This is a genomic window from Flavobacterium anhuiense (genome assembly GCF_004151235.1).
In the GTDB taxonomy this organism is placed as follows: domain Bacteria; phylum Bacteroidota; class Bacteroidia; order Flavobacteriales; family Flavobacteriaceae; genus Flavobacterium; species Flavobacterium anhuiense_A.
The window spans coordinates 501948-522219 of sequence record NZ_JUIV01000001.1 but is presented as its reverse complement, the minus strand read 5'-3'; the positions used below and the strand labels follow the sequence as shown (position 1 = coordinate 522219).

At 34.5% G+C, this 20272-nt stretch carries 17 protein-coding genes; 13 read left to right on the top strand and 4 right to left on the bottom strand.

All coding sequences use genetic code 11. The features are described 5' to 3' along the window. Positions 1 to 13: 13 nt before the first annotated feature. The 4 genes from NU08_RS02215 (at position 14) to NU08_RS02200 (ending at position 5064) form a co-directional block, all read left to right on the top strand. Positions 14 to 1072 carry a sterol desaturase family protein gene (locus tag NU08_RS02215; RefSeq protein ID WP_129745659.1) on the top strand — a complete coding sequence of 353 codons (1059 nt, stop codon included), beginning with the start codon at positions 14 to 16 and terminating at the stop codon, positions 1070 to 1072. A gap of 11 nt (positions 1073 to 1083) precedes the next feature. Next, the gene (locus NU08_RS02210; protein WP_165352390.1) at positions 1084 to 1800 is read left to right on the top strand and encodes a thioredoxin domain-containing protein; all 717 of its coding nucleotides are present in this window, start codon (positions 1084 to 1086) and stop codon (positions 1798 to 1800) included. A 175-nt stretch (positions 1801 to 1975) separates the two neighbouring features. Next, a complete protein-coding gene (locus tag NU08_RS02205; protein ID WP_129745657.1) occupies positions 1976 to 3595 on the top strand; it encodes a sulfatase-like hydrolase/transferase in 1620 nt (539 codons plus the stop codon). 209 nt (positions 3596 to 3804) lie between these two features. Then, positions 3805 to 5064: a YeiH family protein gene (locus NU08_RS02200; RefSeq protein ID WP_129745656.1), complete on the top strand. Its 1260-nt coding sequence runs from the start codon at positions 3805 to 3807 to the stop codon at positions 5062 to 5064. Between the two features lie 190 nt (positions 5065 to 5254). On the opposite strand, the gene rocD is transcribed toward NU08_RS02200, so the two are convergent. Continuing rightward, positions 5255 to 6505, bottom strand: coding sequence for an ornithine--oxo-acid transaminase (gene rocD / locus NU08_RS02195; protein ID WP_129745655.1), 1251 nt, complete (start codon positions 6503 to 6505; stop codon positions 5255 to 5257). A gap of 225 nt (positions 6506 to 6730) precedes the next feature. On the opposite strand from rocD, the gene NU08_RS02190 reads away from it, so the two are divergent. From NU08_RS02190 to NU08_RS02175, 4 genes are all read left to right on the top strand, one after another. Beyond that, positions 6731 to 7183, top strand: coding sequence for an Lrp/AsnC family transcriptional regulator (locus NU08_RS02190; RefSeq protein WP_129745654.1), 453 nt, complete (start codon positions 6731 to 6733; stop codon positions 7181 to 7183). A 109-nt stretch (positions 7184 to 7292) separates the two neighbouring features. Further along, the gene (locus tag NU08_RS02185) at positions 7293 to 8066 is read left to right on the top strand and encodes a dienelactone hydrolase family protein (RefSeq protein ID WP_129745653.1); all 774 of its coding nucleotides are present in this window, start codon (positions 7293 to 7295) and stop codon (positions 8064 to 8066) included. 49 nt (positions 8067 to 8115) lie between these two features. Further along, positions 8116 to 9090: a DUF3667 domain-containing protein gene (locus NU08_RS02180; protein ID WP_129745652.1), complete on the top strand. Its 975-nt coding sequence runs from the start codon at positions 8116 to 8118 to the stop codon at positions 9088 to 9090. 9 nt (positions 9091 to 9099) lie between these two features. After that, positions 9100 to 10116, top strand: coding sequence for a M28 family peptidase (locus tag NU08_RS02175; protein WP_129745651.1), 1017 nt, complete (start codon positions 9100 to 9102; stop codon positions 10114 to 10116). Positions 10117 to 10288: 172 nt separating this feature from the next. Here the strand turns inward: NU08_RS02175 and rho are convergent, their stop codons facing one another. Next, positions 10289 to 12130: a transcription termination factor Rho gene (gene rho / locus NU08_RS02170; protein WP_129745650.1), complete on the bottom strand. Its 1842-nt coding sequence runs from the start codon at positions 12128 to 12130 to the stop codon at positions 10289 to 10291. Positions 12131 to 12311: 181 nt separating this feature from the next. Here rho and NU08_RS02165 point away from each other — a divergent pair, with 181 nt between their 5' ends. From NU08_RS02165 to NU08_RS02155, 3 genes are all read left to right on the top strand, one after another. Then, the gene (locus NU08_RS02165; protein ID WP_129745649.1) at positions 12312 to 12722 is read left to right on the top strand and encodes a DUF4293 domain-containing protein; all 411 of its coding nucleotides are present in this window, start codon (positions 12312 to 12314) and stop codon (positions 12720 to 12722) included. Between the two features lie 151 nt (positions 12723 to 12873). Then, positions 12874 to 13533, top strand: coding sequence for a response regulator transcription factor (locus NU08_RS02160; RefSeq protein WP_129745648.1), 660 nt, complete (start codon positions 12874 to 12876; stop codon positions 13531 to 13533). 11 nt (positions 13534 to 13544) lie between these two features. Continuing rightward, complete coding sequence (locus NU08_RS02155) at positions 13545 to 14459, top strand: sensor histidine kinase (protein ID WP_129745647.1); 915 nt, start codon at positions 13545 to 13547, stop codon at positions 14457 to 14459. Here the strand turns inward: NU08_RS02155 and NU08_RS02150 are convergent, their stop codons facing one another. Beyond that, positions 14460 to 14954, bottom strand: coding sequence for a metallophosphoesterase family protein (locus tag NU08_RS02150; protein WP_129745646.1), 495 nt, complete (start codon positions 14952 to 14954; stop codon positions 14460 to 14462). 254 nt (positions 14955 to 15208) lie between these two features. Continuing rightward, entirely contained in the window at positions 15209 to 17128 is a 1920-nt protein-coding gene (locus NU08_RS02145; protein ID WP_129745645.1) for an SPFH domain-containing protein, read from the bottom strand. 502 nt (positions 17129 to 17630) lie between these two features. On the opposite strand from NU08_RS02145, the gene truA reads away from it, so the two are divergent. Beyond that, positions 17631 to 18365 carry a tRNA pseudouridine(38-40) synthase TruA gene (gene truA, locus NU08_RS02140; RefSeq protein ID WP_129745644.1) on the top strand — a complete coding sequence of 245 codons (735 nt, stop codon included), beginning with the start codon at positions 17631 to 17633 and terminating at the stop codon, positions 18363 to 18365. A gap of 152 nt (positions 18366 to 18517) precedes the next feature. After that, positions 18518 to 20272, top strand: a complete 1755-nt coding sequence (locus tag NU08_RS02135) for an ABC transporter ATP-binding protein (RefSeq protein WP_129745643.1) — start codon at positions 18518 to 18520, stop codon at positions 20270 to 20272.

Below are 20272 nucleotides of genomic sequence, written 5' to 3'. Positions count from 1 at the left end.
AAAATAAGAAATCATGGCAATAGTTCAAAGAGAAAAATTAACAAGAGACTTAACGATAAGTTTCTTCATTTATTCATTGCCTGTAGTGGCAATTTACCTGTATTTTAAACTAACTGGTGGAGCTGTAAGCGAATCGCATTTAACATTGCCTCCATTTTTAGAATTTGCACAACCCATTTTTGCTAATATTCGAACTTGGGGATTAACCGTATTTATGATCGTTTTAGGAATTATCGAATTTGCTGCAGGTTTATACGATGACGAATGGACTGGTGAAGAACGCAAAATTGACATTGTTTGTTTCTTAGCTCCAAAATTGATTTTGCCTCCTATCATTGCTTTTTTCAGTTTAACAGCTTTACCTTATTTATTGCCAAATCTGGCTAATTCATTATCATGGGTTCCGTTTTGGGGAGGCTTTTTCTTAATAGCAATTGCTGACGATTTAACGCAGTATTGGTACCATAGATTGCATCACCAAGTTCCATTTTTATGGCGTTTTCACAGAACGCACCATTCGGCTCCGTACATGGGTATGGCAATGGCTTCTAGGCAAAACTTTATTTATACGGTTTTCTTTTCTCAAATTTATTTGACAGCCACTTTAACGTATTTAGGTTTAGGCCTTCCTGCTTTATTTGTTTTAGTGATTAAAAGTTTCATCACTTTAGGAGCGCACTCAAGCATTCCGTGGGATAAACCATTTTACAAATACAGGATATTGCATCCAATTGCATGGGTTTTAGAAAGATTGATCTCTACTCCTGCTACGCATCACGCACATCACGCAGATACAAGCGGAGACGGTGTTGGTCATTTTAAAGGAAACTTCGGAAACATGTTCTTCATTTGGGATGTTATTTTCGGAACAGGATTGATTACTCGCCAATATCCAAAATCATTCGGAACAAAATCTTACAAACAAGAAGAATGGTATGCGCAGTTTCTTTGGCCGATTTTTAAATCTAAAAAAGAAGGAAGTTCTCTTGCCGAGGGAGTATTATCGCTTCCGCTAAAACCAAAGCCAGTTACCGCTGAAGAAACTTCTGCACCAGTATTAGAACAAGTATAATGCTTCGTGACATGAAAAATCAAATCTTAAAATCCAGTATAACAGCAATTGCCTTTTTATGGGCAGTTGCTGCTTTTTCGCAAAATGAAATTCACAGCTCATTATCGCTAGATTCATTTTATTCGAAAATAAAAAGTCAAAAAAATCCACAGATTGTTGATGCCAGAACTCCAGAAGAATTTGCATTGAATCATATTGAAGGTGCTGTAAATTTTAATCTTCAATCTGAAAATTATGCGCAATCTGTTGCTAAACTAGATAAATCAAAACCTGTTTTTATTTATTCTATTGGAGCTGGCAGAAGCGTTGCTTTAGAAAAAGAATTAATAAAAAATGGTTTCTCAGAAGCTTATAGTTTAGAGGGCGGAATTGCCAATTGGATTGGAAACGGAAAACCTTTTTACTCAAATCTAAAAAGTAAATTGTCTTTGGCTGAATTCAATAAAATTATTGCTGATAATAAAACTGTTTTGGTAGATATCGGTTCAAAATACTGTGCTCCTTGCAAAAAAGTAAAACCAGTTTTAGAAGACATTAGATCAGAATATGGTTCGAATTTAAAAATCGTAGAAATTGAATTGGAAGACAGTCCGCAAGTTATTGCTGATTTAAAAACCGTCAAAATCTTCCCGACTTTGATCTTATATCAAAACGGAAAAATCGTTTTTAAGAAAGAAGGAATAAATGACTTAAAGAATGAAGTTGATGTTGCGTTGGCTTCGAAGTAAGCACAATCTTTTACACAGTTTCAACGCACAGTATGTCATCCTGAGGAACGAAGGATCACACTAGTAATTCCGTAATCAGAGTCGACAATCTTTGTAGAGCTACGTGTGTGATCCTTCGTTCCTCAGGATGACAAAATACTGGCAAAAGAAATGCGAACTAATCAAAAACCAAAATATGGCAACCTATAAAAAAATAACCAAAATTGTTCTCTCCATTTTAATAGTGATTCTCCTTCTGGCAGCATTTTTATTTTGGCCGATTAATACTGATGGCACTTTAGTCAAAGAAGATCAGAAATTGGCAGAAGGCAAAAAGGAATTTTTAGCCTCAAAACCTAAAGATTCCATTGTTGGAAAAAAGACCAATATCATTATTCTGCTTGCCGATGATTTGGGCAAGTATGATATTTCGCTCTACGGCGGAAAATCGACTCCTACCCCACAGATCGATTCTTTAGCAGCTTCTGGAGTTGCTTTTACAGATGGTTACGCATCTGCTGCAATCTGTTCGCCTTCACGCGCCGGATTGATTACAGGAAGATATCAAGAACGTTTTGGACATGAATATCAACCTGGAGATCGTTATCCAAAAAACAATTTAGAATATTATGGCTTTAAATATTTAATCAACACAGACGGCTGGAGATTGAATGATAAAATCAATTATCCGAACGAGGCTTCCATTAAATCGCAGGGGCTGCCAAAATCTGAAATCACTTTTGCAGATTTGGCAAAAAGGCAAGGTTACACCACTGGGATTATCGGAAAATGGCATTTGGGACACAATAAAGGATTTTTTCCTTTGGACCGCGGTTTCGATTATCATTACGGATTTTATCAAGCATTTTCGCTTTATGCTCCAGAAGATGATAATCCAGATATCATTAATCATCATCACAAAGATTTTACCGACAAAACCATTTGGGGCAACGGCCGTGTCGGAATTGGACAAATTCGCAGAGACAGCACCATTATTGATGAAAAAGCTTATTTAACCGAAAAATTTGCTGAAGAAGCGGAAGCTTTTATTGACAAGAATAAAAACAAACCTTTCTTGCTTTATATTCCGTTTAATGCGCCTCATACGCCATTTCAGGTTCGTAAAAAGTATTACGATCGTTTTCCGAATGTAAAAGATGAAAACAAACGTGTTTATTTTGCCATGATCAGCGCTTTGGATGATGCGATTGGCAGAATCCGTGAAAAAGTCAAAAAAGAAGGTCTTGAAGAAAACACTTTAATCATTTTTTCCAGCGATAATGGTGGTGCCGATTATACTTTTGCGACAACAAATGCACCATTGAAGGGCGGCAAATTTTCGCATTTTGAAGGCGGAATCAATGTTCCTTTTGCACTTTCGTGGAAAGGAAAAATCAAACCAAACACTGTTTATAAAAATCCTGTAAGCACTTTGGATATTTTTACAACCATTGCATCGGCAATTGGTTCTGATTTGCCAAAAGACAGAATTTATGATGGCGTAGATTTGATTCAAACTGTAAACGAAAATAAAGTCGCCCACAAAGATTTATACTGGCGTTCGGGTGATGCAAAAGCGATTAGAAGTGGTGATTGGAAACTAGTCATTAGCGGAAGAACACATGAAAAATGGTTGTACAATCTTACCTCAGATAAATCTGAAACAACAGACCTCTCACAAAAAAATCCCGAAAAAGTAAAAGAATTGCAAACTGCACTGCAAACTTGGGAAAAAGGTTTAATTAAACCGCTATGGCCTAATTTAACTTATTATGAATTTGACTTTGGCAAACAAAAATACTTTGTCGATTTGTAAACTATCTAAAACATTACAGACGAAATAATTCCAATATCCTAACAGTTTTTTTTAAACCTGTTAGGTATTTACTTTTAAATCAGTCCAAAGCAAACAGGAAATCTAGAAGATTCAAAATCAATTACATAGCAGCTATTATTTTAATCCTACAAATAATACCTAACAGGTTTAAAAAAAACTGTTAGGATAACAAATTAATTAAGAATACAATGTCAACCTCAACAAAATTTACTATTCACGAAGACTGGACCGTCGTAATTCTCGGTTTTCTCATTATCGGAATGTCTCTTTTTATTTTTCTTCCCGAAGTTCCCTTTTTTAAATGGACGAACGGAACAGACTTAATAAATAATGTTTTCGAAATTAAAAACATTAAAATAATTGGTTTTCAGTTTTTTTATTTTATTGTCATTGGAATAATCGGCACTTTTTTAGTTGGAAAATCGATTAAAAATTTCATTTTCGGATTTCCAATAGTTTATCTTCTCACAATACTTGCATTAATATTAGCCGGAAATACTGAAATAAAAGCACTCAATCTCGAAGCTGTCATTTTCAGTTTAGCAATTGGATTGATTATCGGAAATTTTTTCAAGCTTCCAGAATGGTTTCGTTCTGCTTTGTCAACCGAACTTTTTGTCAAAATCGGATTGGTTTTATTGGGAACGAGTGTTATTTTTTCGGATATTCTAAAAGCGGGATCGTTAGGTTTAATTCAGGCTTTGGTCGTGGTTTTATCCGTTTGGTATTTTGCTTTTTGGCTTTGCAGAAAACTAAAAGTCGATGACGAATTGACAATGATGATTTCGAGTGCGGTTTCAATTTGCGGTGTTTCGGCGGCAATTGCCACTTCTGGTGCGATAAAAGGCGATTCTAAAAAATTGTCTTACGTGATTTCTATGGTTTTGGTCACAGCGATTCCTATGATGATTTTTATGCCGATCATTGCAAGTCATTTTAATTTTCCCGAAGAAGTTACAGGCGCTTGGCTCGGCGGAAGCATTGATACTTCAGGAGCTGTTGTGGCATCTGGAACTTTAGTTGGCGAAACAGCTTTAAAAATAAGTACGATTGTCAAATTTTCTCAAAATGTTTTATTGGGAATAGCCGCTTTTGCCATTTCTGTTTATTGGACTTACACTCACAATCAGTCTTCAGAAGTTCGAGAATCCAAGCCAACACTTCGCGTTATTTGGAAACGTTTTCCAAAGTTTGTAATTGGCTTTATTGTGGCTTCCATTGTTTTCTCTTTTTTTGTTGCGCCAGAAACTCGTGATGAATTAAAGGAAAGTTTAAAAAATCTGCAAGGGCTTTGGTTTGCTTTAGCTTTTACTAGCATTGGTTTAGAAACCAATTTTAAAGATCTATTACAGCATAATAGCAGAAAACCTTTGATCGCATTTTTGACTGCACAGTTTTTTAATGTTATTATTACATTGATTATAGCTTTTTTGCTTTTTAAACCTTAAAAACAAAACACACATTCCTGCGGAATATATAAACCAATTTAATCCAATTTTATCGAGCTGACGTTCCTAAAGGAATGGGTAGAGATGCGTTTCTTTATAAAACAGTCGCTTTTTAAAACAAAAAATGGTCTCTACAAAAAAAGCAGCAAGTATACTTGCTGCTTTTTCTATTTTTAATCTCAAAGGAGGATTATTTAAACTCATTCAAGGATTTCTCGATAATGTCAAGACATTCTTTAATTTGCTCTTCAGTCATTACCAAAGGCGGAGCCAGTCTGATTTTATTTCCGTGAGTTGGTTTAGCCAATAATCCATTATCTCTAAATTTCAAGCAGATTTCCCAAGCCAAATCAGATTCTTCATCTATGTTGATCACAATAGCATTCAATAAACCTTTTCCGCGAACTAGTGTAATTAAATCATTTTTAGCAGCAATTTTATTTAATCCATCTCTTAAAATCACTCCTAGACGTTCTGCATTTTCAGCCAATTTTTCATCCTTAATTACTTCAAGAGCAGCGATCGCAACAGCTGCTGCAACAGGATTTCCACCAAAAGTAGATCCGTGCTGACCTGGTTTAATCACATTCATGATTTCGTCATTACATAAAACAGCCGAAACTGGATAAACTCCTCCAGAAATTGCTTTTCCAAGAATTAAAACATCCGGCTGTACATTTTCGTGATGAACTGCCAATAATTTTCCTGTACGGGCAATTCCTGTTTGTACCTCATCGGCAATAAAAAGTACGTTGTGTTTTTCGCAAAGTGCTTTCGCTTTCGCTAAATAACCTTCAGACGGAACATAAACTCCCGCTTCACCCTGAATTGGTTCTACTAAAAATCCTGCAATGTTTTTTGATGAATTTAAAGCGTTTTCAAGCGCTTCAAGATTATCATATTCTATTTTAATGAAACCGTCTGTAAAAGGTCCGAAGTTTTTGCGCGCCGTTTCATCATTAGAAAATGAAATAATAGTTGTAGTTCTTCCGTGAAAGTTATTCTCGCACACAATAATCTGTGCTTGGTTTTCTGGAATTCCTTTTACTTCATAGGCCCATTTTCTAGAAATTTTTAGAGCTGTTTCAACTGCTTCAGCACCTGTATTCATTGGAAGAACTTTATCAAAACCAAAATACTTCGTTATATACTCTTCGTAATTTCCTAATTTATCATTGTAAAAAGCACGAGAAGTCAAAGTCAATTTTTGAGCTTGCTCCACCATTGCATTTACAATTTTAGGATGACAATGACCTTGATTAACTGCAGAATAAGCAGATAAAAAATCAAAATATCTTTTTCCGTCAACATCCCATACGTATACACCTTCTCCTCGTTCTAAAACTACAGGAAGCGGATGGTAATTATGAGCGCCATATTTGTTTTCTTTTTCAATCAAAACTTCTGATTTTGATGAAAGTGTTTTTTCTGTACTTATCATAATATGCTTTTTATTTCTACAAAAATATTAAAATTAAACAAATAACAATCTAAAAAACGATATTTTGACTTAAATACAACAAAATAAAAGTCAAAACTTAAATTTAAGCACTGCAAAAAAGACATATTTATTTTTTCGAGAAATATGATTCGATGTCTGTTTATTAAAAAAAAGAATTACTTTTATGAATCGCAAAAGACTCAATTTTAAAACGATTTTTACTGAATGGAATTATTAGACGAATTTGATATTAGTATTCTTAAAGAATTAGAAAAAGACGGAAGAATGGCCTTTTCTGCCATCGCCACTAATCTTAAAATATCAAATACAATGGTGCACCAGCGTATTAACAGAATGATTGAACAAGGTGTAATTGGAGGAATAAAACCCATTATTCAAGAAAAGAAAATAGGTTACGACTGGGCTTCTTTTACTGGACTCACACTAAACAAAGATTCTGATTCTGAACGAATTATTGAAGCGCTTAAAGAAATTCCTGAGATTACCGAATGTTATTATGTAACGGGTTCCTTTACGCTTTATATAAAAATCATTGCGAAAAATCATGAGCACATGCGCCGTATTCTTTATGAAAAAATTGATGGAATTCCAGGTATCGACAAAACCGATTCTATTGTAGAATTAGGCTGCGCTTTTAAACGAAACATATCATTATAAAAAGGAAAAATATTCTTTTATAATATTGGTTACAAACCTCACAAGAATTTACTTGTGAGGTTTTTTTGTAACATAATATTTCTGATATTTGTTAAAAATTGAAGAAATTATGAAAAACTCCATAATCATTTTATTCAGTGCAATCTTATTTTCTAATCTTATGAATGCGCAGTTAAAACCAGTAAAATATTCAGAAGGAAGCCAGCAGCTGAATGGTCTATTTATAAAATCTGCTAAAAAAAGCGCTAACAATCCAGGAATCTTACTTTTGCCAGCCTGGCTAGGAATTGATAACGCTTCTAAAGGAATTGCAGAAGAATTGTCCAAATTAGGTTATCATGTTTTCATCGCCGATATCTATGGTGAAGGAAATTATCCTAAAAACACAGGTGAAGCCGGAAAACAGGCAGGTTACTATAAAACGAATTATGAGGCTTATCAAAAACGTATTGATGCTGCTTTGAAGGAATTAGTTAAATCTGGCGCAAACAAAGACAACATTGTCGCAATTGGCTATTGTTTTGGAGGAACTGGAGTTCTTGAAGCTGCTCGCGGGCATCTGAATGTAAAAGGTATTGCTTCGTTTCATGGAGGTTTAGGAAAAGATGCGAGTAGAAAAACGGAACTAATTTCTGCTAAAGTTCTTATCTGCCATGGAGCCGACGATCCTTTTGTTCCTAAAGACGAAATTGCCGCTTTTCAGCAGGAAATGCGCGATGCTAAAGCAGATTGGGAAATGATTTATTACGCAAATGCTGTTCACTCTTTTACAAATCCTGAAGCTGGAAGTGATAATTCTAAAGGTGCTGCGTATAATGCTGTTGCTGCAAAAAGATCTTTTGACCATTTACAGCTTTTCTTAAACGAAGTCCTGAAAAAATAATTTCAAAAAAAAATAAAGACTACCAGAACAAACCAATTCATACAAACCAATGTCACATAATAAAATTAGAGAAGACAAAACTTGTCTAAACTGCAGGCATGTTGTAGAACAAAAATATTGTCCAAACTGCGGGCAAGAAAACAGCGATAGCCGAAAAACTTTTCATCATTTATTTGTTCATTTCTTTGAAGATTTAACGCATTACGAAAATGCTTTTTGGAAAACAATAAAAAATCTGCTGTTCAAACCGTCTACGCTTACAAAAGAATACCTTTCAGGAAAACGTTTATCTTATCTTGCACCAGTTCGACTTTACATTTTTATAAGTTTTATTACATTTTTATTAATTGCAATGTTTCCAAACAATGTAGGCGAAAAAATTGATAAAAGTGAAGAAGCACTTAACAAAGAACTCTCTAAGGCTACTGACAGCCTAAATATAAGCAGAAAGAATGACAAAAGATATTTCCATTTTAAAACGATGAAAGAAATTGATTCGATTCAGAAATATGGAAAAGAAAATGAGAAGTTAAATGCTTCCTCCTATTGGTTTTCTGAAAAAGCAATACACGTAACGGAAAAATATACCAAAAAAGAGATTTATGAAAAATTTGTTGAATCGTTCTTTCATAATCTTCCTAAAATACTATTTATAATTATGCCGTTTTTTGCTTTTTTCTTGTGGCTTTTCCACAACAAAAAAAGATGGTATTACTTTGATCATGGAATTTTTACACTCCACTATTTTTCTTTCCTACTGCTAATTTTCCTAATCATGTTTATTATAGATAGATTTATTGGCCTTTTTGGAGAAGATAGTCCTTTGTCTTTCATATCATCAATCACGACATTTGTAGGAACAATTTGGATGTGCTATTATTTCTATCCAGCGCATCATCGTTTTTACGGTGAGTCAAGAATAGTATCTTTTATCAAAAGTTTTTTCTTGTTTATAATAAACTCACTATTTATCCTATTTTTACTGACTTTATACGTTCTTTACACATTTATTAATTTACACTAACCATAAGAAATGAAAAAATTACTCATTTTATTCTTAATTGTCTCTACGTATTCATGTAAAACCGCACAGGCAACTGTATCCAATGACAATTCGGACCCTACCAAATATGTAAAAGCAATTAGCGAAAAAGACTTAAAGAAAATGCTTTATACTGTTGCTTCTGATGAAATGGAAGGTCGCGAAACTGGTTCTAAAGGACAGAAAAAAGCAGGCCTTTACATGATTGAGCAATACAAGAAAAGTGGCATATCTTTCCCTAAAGGAGCTTCAGATTACTACCAACCAGTTCCTGCAACCTTTATGAACGCAAGACGCAACCAAAACCTTCCTGATTCTGAAAATATCTGGGCTTACATTGAAGGAACAGAAAAGCCAAATGAAGTTTTGGTAATTTCTGCACACTACGATCACGTGGGCATTAAAGATGGTGAAGTTTACAATGGCGCTGACGATGATGGTTCTGGAACTGTAGCGGTTATTGAAATGGCTAAAGCTTTTGCTAAAGCTAAAAAACAAGGCCACGGACCAAAACGTTCTATTTTGTTTCTTCATGTAACTGGAGAAGAACATGGTTTACATGGATCACGTTATTATTCTGAAAATCCATTATTTCCAATCGAAAATACAATTGCCGATATCAACATCGATATGATCGGACGTCGTGATGTTGAGCATTCAAATACAAACAACTACGTTTATGTAATTGGTGCTGACAGATTATCTTCTGATTTACACAATGCTGTTGTTGCTCAAAACGAAAAATACATCAAAATGGACTTGGATTTTAAATTTAATGACCCTAAAGATCCAAACCATTTCTACGAGCGTTCTGACCACTATAATTTCGCTAAACACGGTATTCCGTCTATCTTCTTCTTCAACGGCGTTCACGAAGACTACCACGGAAAAGACGATACTCCGGAAAAAATCGAATACGATGCTTTAACTAAAAGAACAAAACTTGCTTTCGTTTTAGCCTGGGATTTAGCTAATAGAGAAAATAGACCAGTGGTGGATAAAAAATAGTTGTAAAGGTTCAGGGCTACAAAGACTCAAAGATTACTCTACAAGAACCGATACTGCAAAAATTATAAAAAACAAAAAGGGATGAATTTAAAAATTCATCCCTTTTTTATATTATAGATTCCAAAAGGAAAACCTCAGAACCTTTGTAACTTTGAACCTTTGTCCCTATAAACTAGTCATTCATCGAAATCAAAAACTCCTCATTATTCTTCGTTTTCTTGAAACGATCGTTTACGAAATCCATTGATTCTACTGGGTTCATATCTGATAGATATTTACGCATGATCCACATTCTTTGCAATGTTTTTTCATCTAATAACAAGTCATCACGACGTGTACTAGATGAAGTAAGATCGATTGCTGGGAAAATACGTTTATTGGCTATCTTACGATCTAATTGTAATTCCATGTTACCCGTTCCTTTAAATTCTTCGAAGATAACCTCATCCATTTTAGAACCAGTTTCTGTTAATGCAGTTGCGATGATACTTAAAGAACCTCCGTTTTCTACATTTCTAGCCGCTCCAAAGAAACGTTTTGGTTTTTGTAATGCATTAGCATCAACACCTCCACTTAATACTTTTCCAGATGCTGGCTGAACAGTATTGTAAGCTCTTGCTAAACGCGTAATCGAATCTAAAAGAATCACAACATCGTGACCGCATTCCACTAAACGTTTTGCTTTTTCCAATACGATGTTAGCGATTTTTACGTGCTCTTGTGGCTCTCTATCAAAAGTTGAAGCAATAACTTCACCACGCACACTTCTTTGCATATCAGTAACCTCCTCAGGACGCTCGTCGATAAGAAGAACAATTAAATAAACCTCTGGATGGTTGGCTGCAATAGCGTTTGCAATATCTTTAAGAAGCATTGTTTTACCAGTTTTAGGCTGAGCAACGATCATACCACGCTGACCTTTACCTATTGGCGAAAACAAATCTATGATTCTTGTTGAAATAGAACTGCCTTTTTCGGCAAGTTTGAATTTTTCTGAAGGGAAAACCGGTGTCAAGTGTTCGAAAGAAACTCTATCGCGAACAACTTGCGGATCGTGACCATTGATTTTTAATACACGAACCAAAGGAAAAAACTTCTCTCCCTCTTTTGGCGGGCGAACCACTCCTTTTACAGTATCTCCAGTTTTTAAACCAAATAATCTAATTTGCGAAGTTGATAAATAAATATCATCTGGAGAAGCTAAATAATTATAATCAGAAGAACGTAAAAATCCGTAACCGTCTGGCATCATTTCTAAAACGCCTTCACTTTCGATAATTCCATCAAATTCAAAATCAGAATCTCTGAAATTATTGTTATTTTTTTTATTCTTATGATTAGGATTTTGGTTACTGTGGTTTCCGTTTCCATTGCCATTCCCGTTTTGATTTTGGTTCTGATTCGGGTTTTGATTTTGGTTCTGGTTCTGATTTTTATTCTGATTCGGATTAACCTTTTTTGCAGGAGTTTGTGTAGTTTTTTCAGCTGTTTCTGCTGTCGGCTCAGAAATAATTGATTCTGATGGAGTTGAATCTGCAACTTCTTCAGTAGCTCCAACTTCTTTTACTGCCTCTTTCTCTTTTTTAAGAGCTACTTTTTTCTCGTATGCCTGTTTATTGAATTTTACCGCTTTAGGCTCTTTTTTTGCCGCTGCAGGCTTGTTCTCTTGTACTGCTTCTGTCACCGTTTCTGCAATTGGCTCTACTTTTTCTGCAGTTTCTGTATTCTGAACAGTTTCCTCTACTTTATCAAATTCTAAAACAGGTGCATTTTTGGTATTTTCTGCTTTTGCTTTGACTGGTGCAATTCTAGCTCGTTTTGGTTTCTCTTCTTTAGTTTCTGCTGCTTCAGTTTTTGGAGTTTCTGTTGGCGCAAGAGATGCCTCTTGGTGTGCTAAAATCTGACTAATTAAAGTCTCTTTTTTGACACCAGTAATCTTTATTGTTTTAGCTAACTTAGCTATTTCTTGAAGCTCAGAAAGCTTCATTTCTTTTAATGCAGAAATATCAAACATGAATGTTCTATGAATTTAATTATTTTAAGGAATACTGTAAAAAGAATAGGTAGATAATTAATTTGAATTGACCGCAGTATGAAGTGCTTACGGTATTATGATGCAATAATACGAATAAAATTTTATCATACAATAGTATTTTAAAAAAAGAAAATATATTTTTGTAAAACATTTTTATACCATGATACAAAGAATTCAGACTGTATACTTATTTCTAGCTTTTGCTGCAACTGGCATTTTAATGCTTTTTGTTCCGCTTTGGACAACTAGTGCAGGAAAGCCATTCTTTTTTATGCAGGATCAGCTTTATACTGTTTTATTAGGTTTGACCACTATGCTCAGTATTATCAGTATTATTTCATTTAAAAAGAGACAAAATCAGTTTGTGTTAAACAGACTTAATATAATATTAAATTTAATTTTATTAGGATTATTTGTATATCGATCACTAAATTTATCTGGAGGGGCTGAGGTCTCTGAGAAAGGTATTGGGATGTTCATGCCGATTGTTGCTATCGTGTTATTAGTATTAGCTAATAAGGCCATCAAAAAGGACGAAGATCTTGTAAAATCTGTTGATCGTTTGAGGTAAACCTATAAACTTAGTTTATTTTGTGCGAAGAAGAACCCGAATTTTTATTCGGGTTTTTTTTTACCCTATTATGTTATAAATCAAACCTAAAGAGCATAATAAAATATAATTTACATGATAATTTTGTTTTTTTTTTCGAATTCAAATAATCATGGTACAAAAAATAAGAATTCATCTTGCAGACGATCATCAGGTCTTAATTGATGGATTATCCAACTTACTTCAAACCGTTTCAAACTTTGAAGTGGCAGGAACTTCACTAGACGGCACAACTGTCTATGATGATGTTGTGAAAGACCGAGCCGATGTTTTAATTTTAGACATCAGCATGCCTAAAAAAGATGGTATTGAAACCCTTAAAGAATTTAATAAAAAACAACTGCTTTGTAAAGTCATCATTTTATCTAGTTATGATGATTTAAAAATCATTAAAGAAGTAATGAAACTGGGAGCAAAAGGCTATCTTACAAAAAATTGTGCTGGAGAAAATATTATTGAAGCGATTGAAGCTGTATATCAAGGCCAGGAATATTTTAGCGACGCGGTCAGAGAAAAAATCTTCAACTCCTTTATGGACAGTCCGAAACTGAATCACAATGTGATTATAGAAAATCCAATTTTAAGTCCTCGAGAAATTGAAATCATTATTCTGATTGCTTTGGAATACAGCGGAAAAGAAATCAGTGAAAAGCTTTTTATTAGTTCGCATACTGTTGAAACGCATCGTAAAAACATCATGAAAAAGCTGAATATCAAAAGTACAATCGGCTTGGTAAAATATGCTCTTAAAAACAATCTGATTAATCCATAACAATTGCTTTTATGTCTGTTTTTCGTTTTTTTATCTCTTTGCTATTATTTTTTGCTGTTAAAGCAACTAGTCTTGCACAGCCGAAAGACACTGTAAACACAAAAGCTCTTCAAACTCAAGTTGATAATAAAACAACTATTAAACCTATTAGCAAATCGGAACAGTTACGAAATAAGAAAATCGTCAGCTTATCTATTATACTTACAGTTATCATTTTTCTTTTGCTATATTTTTTATATCAAAACAATAAGCTTAAGCAAAAAATAAAACGAAAAGATACCAAACAGAAAATCCTTCTCGATATCATCAATTCTGGCATTGATTCTCAAGAAGCAGAGCACAAAAAAATTGCTTCTTTTCTGCACGACAATATCAATTCGCTATTATCATCAGCGGGATTACATTTAAATACATTTACAGCACAAAACAATATAAAATCGGACGAAATACAGAAAGCAAAAGCTATTTTATCTGAAGCTCACGAACTTTTAAGAGATATGTCTCACGATCTTGTTCCGTCGCTTTTGGTGCGTTTTGGGTTAATATATTCTTTAGAAGATTTATGCGAAAAAAACTCCAATTCGGCTATTGAATTTGAGTTTTCAAGCTTTATTCCGACCAGCAGAAGATATGCCGAAAAATTTGAAATGAAAATCTATTTTATTGTCAGCGAATTGTTCAGCAACATCACAAAACATAGCAACGCCAAAAAAGCAAAACTTTCTCTCACGGAAAAAGATAACCAATTGGTCTTGCGTATCTATGATGACGGAATTGGTTTTAAAACTCAAAAACTAAAAGATGCTGAAGGTTTTGGTTTAAATAGAATTAGAGCCAGAATTAAAAAATACAAAGGTTCATTATCAATTGTTTCAAAAGAAAATCAGGGAACTAAAATAAAAATTCAGATTCCGTTGCCTCATTAATTATTTGGCTCCTATCTCAATAATCTCCAAATCTTTTATTTTATCATCGTCAATTACAAATCGAAGCATGGTTCTCACTTTATGAAAACCGCTTTTTCCAGCCGCGCCAGGATTCATATGCAGTAAATTATGCTTTTTATCAAACATGACTTTCAGAATATGCGAATGTCCGCAAATAAATAATTTCGGCGGATTCAAAGCCAATTCCTCTCTAACATTCTGATTGTATTTCCCAGGATAACCACCGATGTGCGTAATCCAAACCGATACATTTTCGCACGAAAAACGGTTATTTAGCGGAAATTCTAACCTTGCTTTTGCATCGTCAATATTTCCATAAACTGCTCTTAGCGGTTTTAACTTTTTTATGGTATCCGTAACACTCAGATCTCCAATATCTCCAGCATGCCAGACTTCATCGGCTTGAACAACATATTTTAAAATTGTATCATCGATGTGACTGTGAGTATCGGAAAGGAGAAGGATTTTTTTCATTTTTTTCGAAAAATGCGCAAAGGTTTAAAGCAGTAAAGGTACAAAGGTTTTTTATAGAGACGAACTGCTGTGTATCTTTCGTCTTATCTTTAATTTAGTTACTTTCTAACGTACATTAGACGCATTGCAGAGTGTCTTTCATAAAATTTATTTTCTTTACGAACATAAAAATCCAATCTGGAAAACAGATCGGATTTTGTATACTATTATACCTGACAGGTTTTAAAAACCTGTCAGGTATTTTGGGAACTTTATTATTTCTTAGTATTTTGATTTTTTCCTTCTTTTAAATCTTTGGTATCCATCATTTCCATCAATTTCAATCCTAATAAACCACTGATTGAACCATCAGAGCCACCGTTTCCTGAAATTAAGACATCTGGAATTACTTTGATATTTCCTTTACCAATTTCTTCGGTTACTTTATAACGGGTAAAGTTATCTCCACCCATTGCACTAACTTGCAATTGGTATGCTTCTGCAGTAGATTTACCAATCGCCATGATTTTCTCCGCTTCAGCCAAACCAGTTTTTGAGATTTTTTCAGCTTCTGCGCTAGCGTTCAATCTTGTTGCTTCGGCTTGGGCTCCTGCTCTTGCTTTTGTAGCTTCGGCTTCAGCATTTGCACGCATTTTTGTAGCTTCTGCTTCTGCATTTACATTCAGTTTTAAACTTGTTGCATCTCCTTCTGCTTTCTTAACCGTTGCATCTGCGGTACGCTGTGCGATTTCAACACTTTGCGAAGCTCGTACAATTTCTTTCTGCATATCTGCAATTGCGGTTTCTTTTTCCATTCCCTGACGCTGTTCTTGCGCCAATTTTTGGGTTTGATATGTTTTCTGCTCTTCTTCTGCCAATTTTCTGTCTGTCAAAGTTTTCATTAACGAATCTGGCGGAACAATATCTCCAATTAAGGTATCTACTGCATTTACGTTATATTCATCAAGAACTAATTTAATATGGTTTTTAGCCGATTCTTGACGTTCTTTTCTTGTAGTCAAAAATGAAATCACATCACTGTCTTGAGCTGAATTCCTGAAATAGTTACCAATTGTTGGCTCTAAAACCTGAGAAACCAAGTTGTTCATACTACCAAAACGTGCAATTACTTTTGGCGCTTCGGCTGCTGGAACGTGAATAATTTGCGCAACATCAAGATTGAATGGGAAACCGTCTTTTGAACGAACTGTAATTGTAGAAAGGTTTTTATCTAAATCATGCGATTCACTTCTTGCATTGGCCCAGTTTAAAACCAAATTTGTTGTTGGAACAGGTTCTAGTTTAGTTGTGTACTTATTCAAAGCATACTTTCCTGGTCCGAAAGGCTCCATCCAAACACCGCGCTGCCCTTTTGAAACAATATTTCCGTGTTTAAAAGTGTCACCCGTAACGTCTTGTCCATCTTCTCCAATATAAGAAATCACAACACCAACGTAACCAATTGGCACGTCTGTCATTGGGTTTTGCTCAATTAAAATTCCCCATGTATTGATGTAGTAAGAACCCGCTAACATCACCTGAGGCTGTAAACCACGGTTTCCGCCATGTTCAAGAAATTTATCAAAATCCTGAAAATTGTTGTGATTATCAACAAATTTACCAGCAATTTGCCCTTGCGGAATTGGTTCACCATCTAGCGCTGTAACAATCCCAATCATGTTTTCGTAGATCTTGATTTGATCTGTAATTATGATCTCAAACAAAAACGTATTGATACGATACGATCCTGTTGTAATAAAAGCGGTCTGACGCCCTTTTTGTCCGCCGTTGTCTAAAAATGCCGTTGCATCTTGAAAGTTGTCACTTTCTACTCTTCTGGCTAAGATTCTTCCCGTTGGAATTTCTTTTCCATCTTTACTAAGAACTAGTCCAATTTTTCCTTCCGGAATTAACGTGAAACTAGTCATATCAATTGAATACTGCCAAATCCACATTCCCCAATATAATCCTGGAGCAAGTGTTTTGGCTTGATAGCCCGCTTCGCCTTTTGTTGCGATAATTCGACCATCGGGTAATGATTTGTCTGCGCCAAACAAAACAAACTTTTTGGTTACCAAACCAATTTTATCTTCAGGAACGATTACCATTCCGAAGAAAACGCGCAAAATAAATTTGTAAAAAAGAATGGCAAATACAATTAAAAGTATCCACCAATAAGAGGTAATTTCATTCATAGTTTTTGTTTTTTAGTGATACAAACATAGGAGAAATATGAAATGTTAAAATGAAAAATTTCAAAATTTAACATTTAGAAATTTCTGACTAAAAATGTTAAAAAATGTTTTTAATTAAATCGTTGGAATTCTCAATTTCCGACACGATTTTTAGCAGAACAAACTGTGATTTGCATTTTGGTTTTCAAAGGATTTTAACAAAGGTTCTGAGACGCTAAGATGCTACGGGACTAAGTTTTTGTTTTTAGATTTTATCAAAATAGGTGTTTATTAGTTTAAAAATATACCGAAAGTAGCATACCTATATATAAGTACAATTTTCCAATCTGACGATCCTTAGCATCTCAGAATCTTAGTATCTTTAAAAAAACCTTTGCCTCTTTGCAACTTTGAACCTTTGTTCCTAAAAAAGAAAAAACTTAGAACCTTAGTACCTCAGAATCTTAGCATCGTTTAAAAAAACCTTTGTACCTTTGTGCCTTTGAACCTTTGAACCTCAACAGTGAGATATTTTATTCAATTCGCTTACAACGGAACACACTATCATGGCTGGCAAATTCAGCCAAATGCTTCTTCAGTTCAGGAAACTTTAAATAAGGCTTTTTCGGTTTTATTAAATGAAACTATCAGCATTATGGGTGCTGGAAGAACAGATACTGGTGTTCATGCGAGCGAAATGTACGGACATTTTGATACAGAAAAGACTTTAGACATTCCGGTTTTGGTTTATAAACTGAATTCGTATTTGCCAAAAGACATTGCGATTTTTGATATTTTACCAGTTCACGATGATGCACATTGCCGATTTGACGCAACAAAACGAACTTATGAATATCATATCAATACCGTTAAAAATCCGTTTTTACAGGAACTGAGCTGGTATGTGACACAGAAACTTGATGTAGGTTTAATGAATGATGCGGCACAATTATTATTGAAGCATACCGATTTTCAGTGTTTTTCAAAAGTGAATACTGATGTCAGCACATTTGATTGCACGATTTTTGAAGCGTTCTGGAAACAAGAAAACGGAAAACTGATTTTTACCATTTCGGCAAATCGGTTTTTAAGAAATATGGTTCGTTCCATTGTGGGAACTTTGATTAATATAGGATTGCACAAAATCACGCTGGCAGATTTTGAAAATATTATTGCCAGCAAAAACAGAGAAAAAGCAGGGTTTTCTGTCCCAGCACATGGTTTATATTTAACCAATATTTATTACGATTACATTTAATAGCCCTGATTGCAGTGAAAAGCTTTTTTGAAAAAAATATAGTTTTTGTAATTTTTATGGAGCGACCAACGGAAGCTTTATAAAAATTAAAACAAAAACATATTTTTGAAAAAAACTTGTAACGGAAAGCAGGAAACAGCTCCTAAAAATAAATGAAAGCAAAAGCATTCGACACAGGATTATTCAAACGAATTTTAAAATATACCCGCCCTTATAAATGGCGTTATTACGGCGTAATTATTTTTGCCATTTCGCTGTCTATTTTTGCCGCGCTTCGTCCCTATTTACTTAAAGAAACGGTTGACGGTTACATTAAAACTCATGATAAAATGGGATTGCTGCTGTACATCATTTTGATGGGAGTGGTTTTACTTATGGAGGTCTTTTCTCAGTTTTACTTTGTGTATTGGGCCAACTGGCTCGGTCAAGACATTGTAAAAGATATTAGAACCAAACTTTTTCAGCATATTCTGAGTTTTAGAATGAAGTATTTTGATTTGGTTCCGGTTGGGCAACTGGTTACGCGTGCCGTTTCGGATATTGAATCGATTGCTCGTATTTTCAGTCAGGGTCTGTTTATGATTATAAGCGATTTGATGAAAATGGTTGTGGTTTTGATTTTTATGTTTTACATGAACTGGAAACTGACTTGGATTGTGGTAATTGCTATGCCAATTTTGGTTTATGTTACGAGAATTTTCCAACGCAAAATGCAGGTGGCTTTCGAGGAAGTGCGAACTCAGATTGCCAACATGAACTCTTTTGTTCAGGAACGCGTAACGGGAATGAAAATCGTTCAGCTTTTTAACCGCGAAAAAATCGAAGCAGAAAACTTTAAAGAAATCAATAACAAACATAGAGTTGCTTGGATTAAGACGATTTTGTACAACTCTATCTTCTTCCCTATCGCCGATATTATTTCGTCTATTACTTTAGGTTTGGTTGTGGTTTATGGCGGTTTCAGAATTTTGAACGGTGATCATTTTACGACTTTTGGAGATTTGTTTTCGTATACCATGTTTATCGGAATGCTTTTTAATCCGTTAAGGCAAATTGCGGATAAATTTAATGAGATGCAATTGGGAATGATTGCTGCCAATCGTGTTTTTGATATTATCGATACGCAAGATCATATTCAAGATACAGGAACAATTGAAGCGCCTGTTTTTAACGGAAGCATCGAATTTAAGGATGTTCGTTTCAGCTATATTCCCGAAGAAGAAGTTATAAAAGGAATTGATTTGTCGGTTTCAGCTGGGCAAACTGTTGCCATTGTGGGTTCTACAGGAGCAGGAAAATCAACGATTATTAACCTATTAAATCGTTTTTACGAAATCAATAGCGGAACAATCTGCATTGATGGAGAAAATATCGAAAACTACACTTTGGCTTCTTTAAGAAAACAAATCGCTGTTGTTTTACAAGATGTGTTTTTGTTTGCCGATACGATTTACAATAATATCACTTTGCATAATCCAGCAATTACAAGAGATAAGGTAATTGATGCCGCAAAGAAAATTGGTGTTCATGATTTTATTATGAATCTTCCAGACAATTATGATTTTGATGTAAAAGAGCGAGGCGTTATGCTTTCTTCAGGTCAGCGCCAGCTTATTGCTTTTTTACGTTCTTATGTGAGTAATCCAAGTATTTTAATTTTGGATGAAGCCACTTCTTCGATCGATACGTATTCTGAAGAAATGATTCAGCGTGCAACGGAAACGATTACAAAAGGAAGAACTTCTATTATTATTGCGCATAGATTAGCAACAATTGTAAATGCAGATAAAATTGTGGTGATGGATAAGGGATTGATTGTTGAACAAGGAACTCATCAGGAATTATTACTTAAAGCCGATGGTTACTATAAAAATTTATATGACTCGCAATTTGCTGTGGCAAACTAA

What these genes read in the sequence shown, in the direction of transcription:
- NU08_RS02215 (WP_129745659.1), top strand. Translation starts at nt 14, where the DNA reads ATGGCAATAGTTCAAAGAGAAAAATTAACAAGAGACTTAACGATAAGT.
- NU08_RS02210 (WP_165352390.1), top strand. Translation starts at nt 1,084, where the DNA reads ATGAAAAATCAAATCTTAAAATCCAGTATAACAGCAATTGCCTTTTTA.
- NU08_RS02205 (WP_129745657.1), top strand. Translation starts at nt 1,976, where the DNA reads ATGGCAACCTATAAAAAAATAACCAAAATTGTTCTCTCCATTTTAATA.
- NU08_RS02200 (WP_129745656.1), top strand. Translation starts at nt 3,805, where the DNA reads ATGTCAACCTCAACAAAATTTACTATTCACGAAGACTGGACCGTCGTA.
- rocD (WP_129745655.1), bottom strand. Translation starts at nt 6,505, where the DNA reads ATGATAAGTACAGAAAAAACACTTTCATCAAAATCAGAAGTTTTGATT.
- NU08_RS02190 (WP_129745654.1), top strand. Translation starts at nt 6,731, where the DNA reads ATGGAATTATTAGACGAATTTGATATTAGTATTCTTAAAGAATTAGAA.
- NU08_RS02185 (WP_129745653.1), top strand. Translation starts at nt 7,293, where the DNA reads ATGAAAAACTCCATAATCATTTTATTCAGTGCAATCTTATTTTCTAAT.
- NU08_RS02180 (WP_129745652.1), top strand. Translation starts at nt 8,116, where the DNA reads ATGTCACATAATAAAATTAGAGAAGACAAAACTTGTCTAAACTGCAGG.
- NU08_RS02175 (WP_129745651.1), top strand. Translation starts at nt 9,100, where the DNA reads ATGAAAAAATTACTCATTTTATTCTTAATTGTCTCTACGTATTCATGT.
- rho (WP_129745650.1), bottom strand. Translation starts at nt 12,130, where the DNA reads ATGTTTGATATTTCTGCATTAAAAGAAATGAAGCTTTCTGAGCTTCAA.
- NU08_RS02165 (WP_129745649.1), top strand. Translation starts at nt 12,312, where the DNA reads ATGATACAAAGAATTCAGACTGTATACTTATTTCTAGCTTTTGCTGCA.
- NU08_RS02160 (WP_129745648.1), top strand. Translation starts at nt 12,874, where the DNA reads ATGGTACAAAAAATAAGAATTCATCTTGCAGACGATCATCAGGTCTTA.
- NU08_RS02155 (WP_129745647.1), top strand. Translation starts at nt 13,545, where the DNA reads ATGTCTGTTTTTCGTTTTTTTATCTCTTTGCTATTATTTTTTGCTGTT.
- NU08_RS02150 (WP_129745646.1), bottom strand. Translation starts at nt 14,954, where the DNA reads ATGAAAAAAATCCTTCTCCTTTCCGATACTCACAGTCACATCGATGAT.
- NU08_RS02145 (WP_129745645.1), bottom strand. Translation starts at nt 17,128, where the DNA reads ATGAATGAAATTACCTCTTATTGGTGGATACTTTTAATTGTATTTGCC.
- NU08_RS02135 (WP_129745643.1), top strand. Translation starts at nt 18,518, where the DNA reads ATGAAAGCAAAAGCATTCGACACAGGATTATTCAAACGAATTTTAAAA.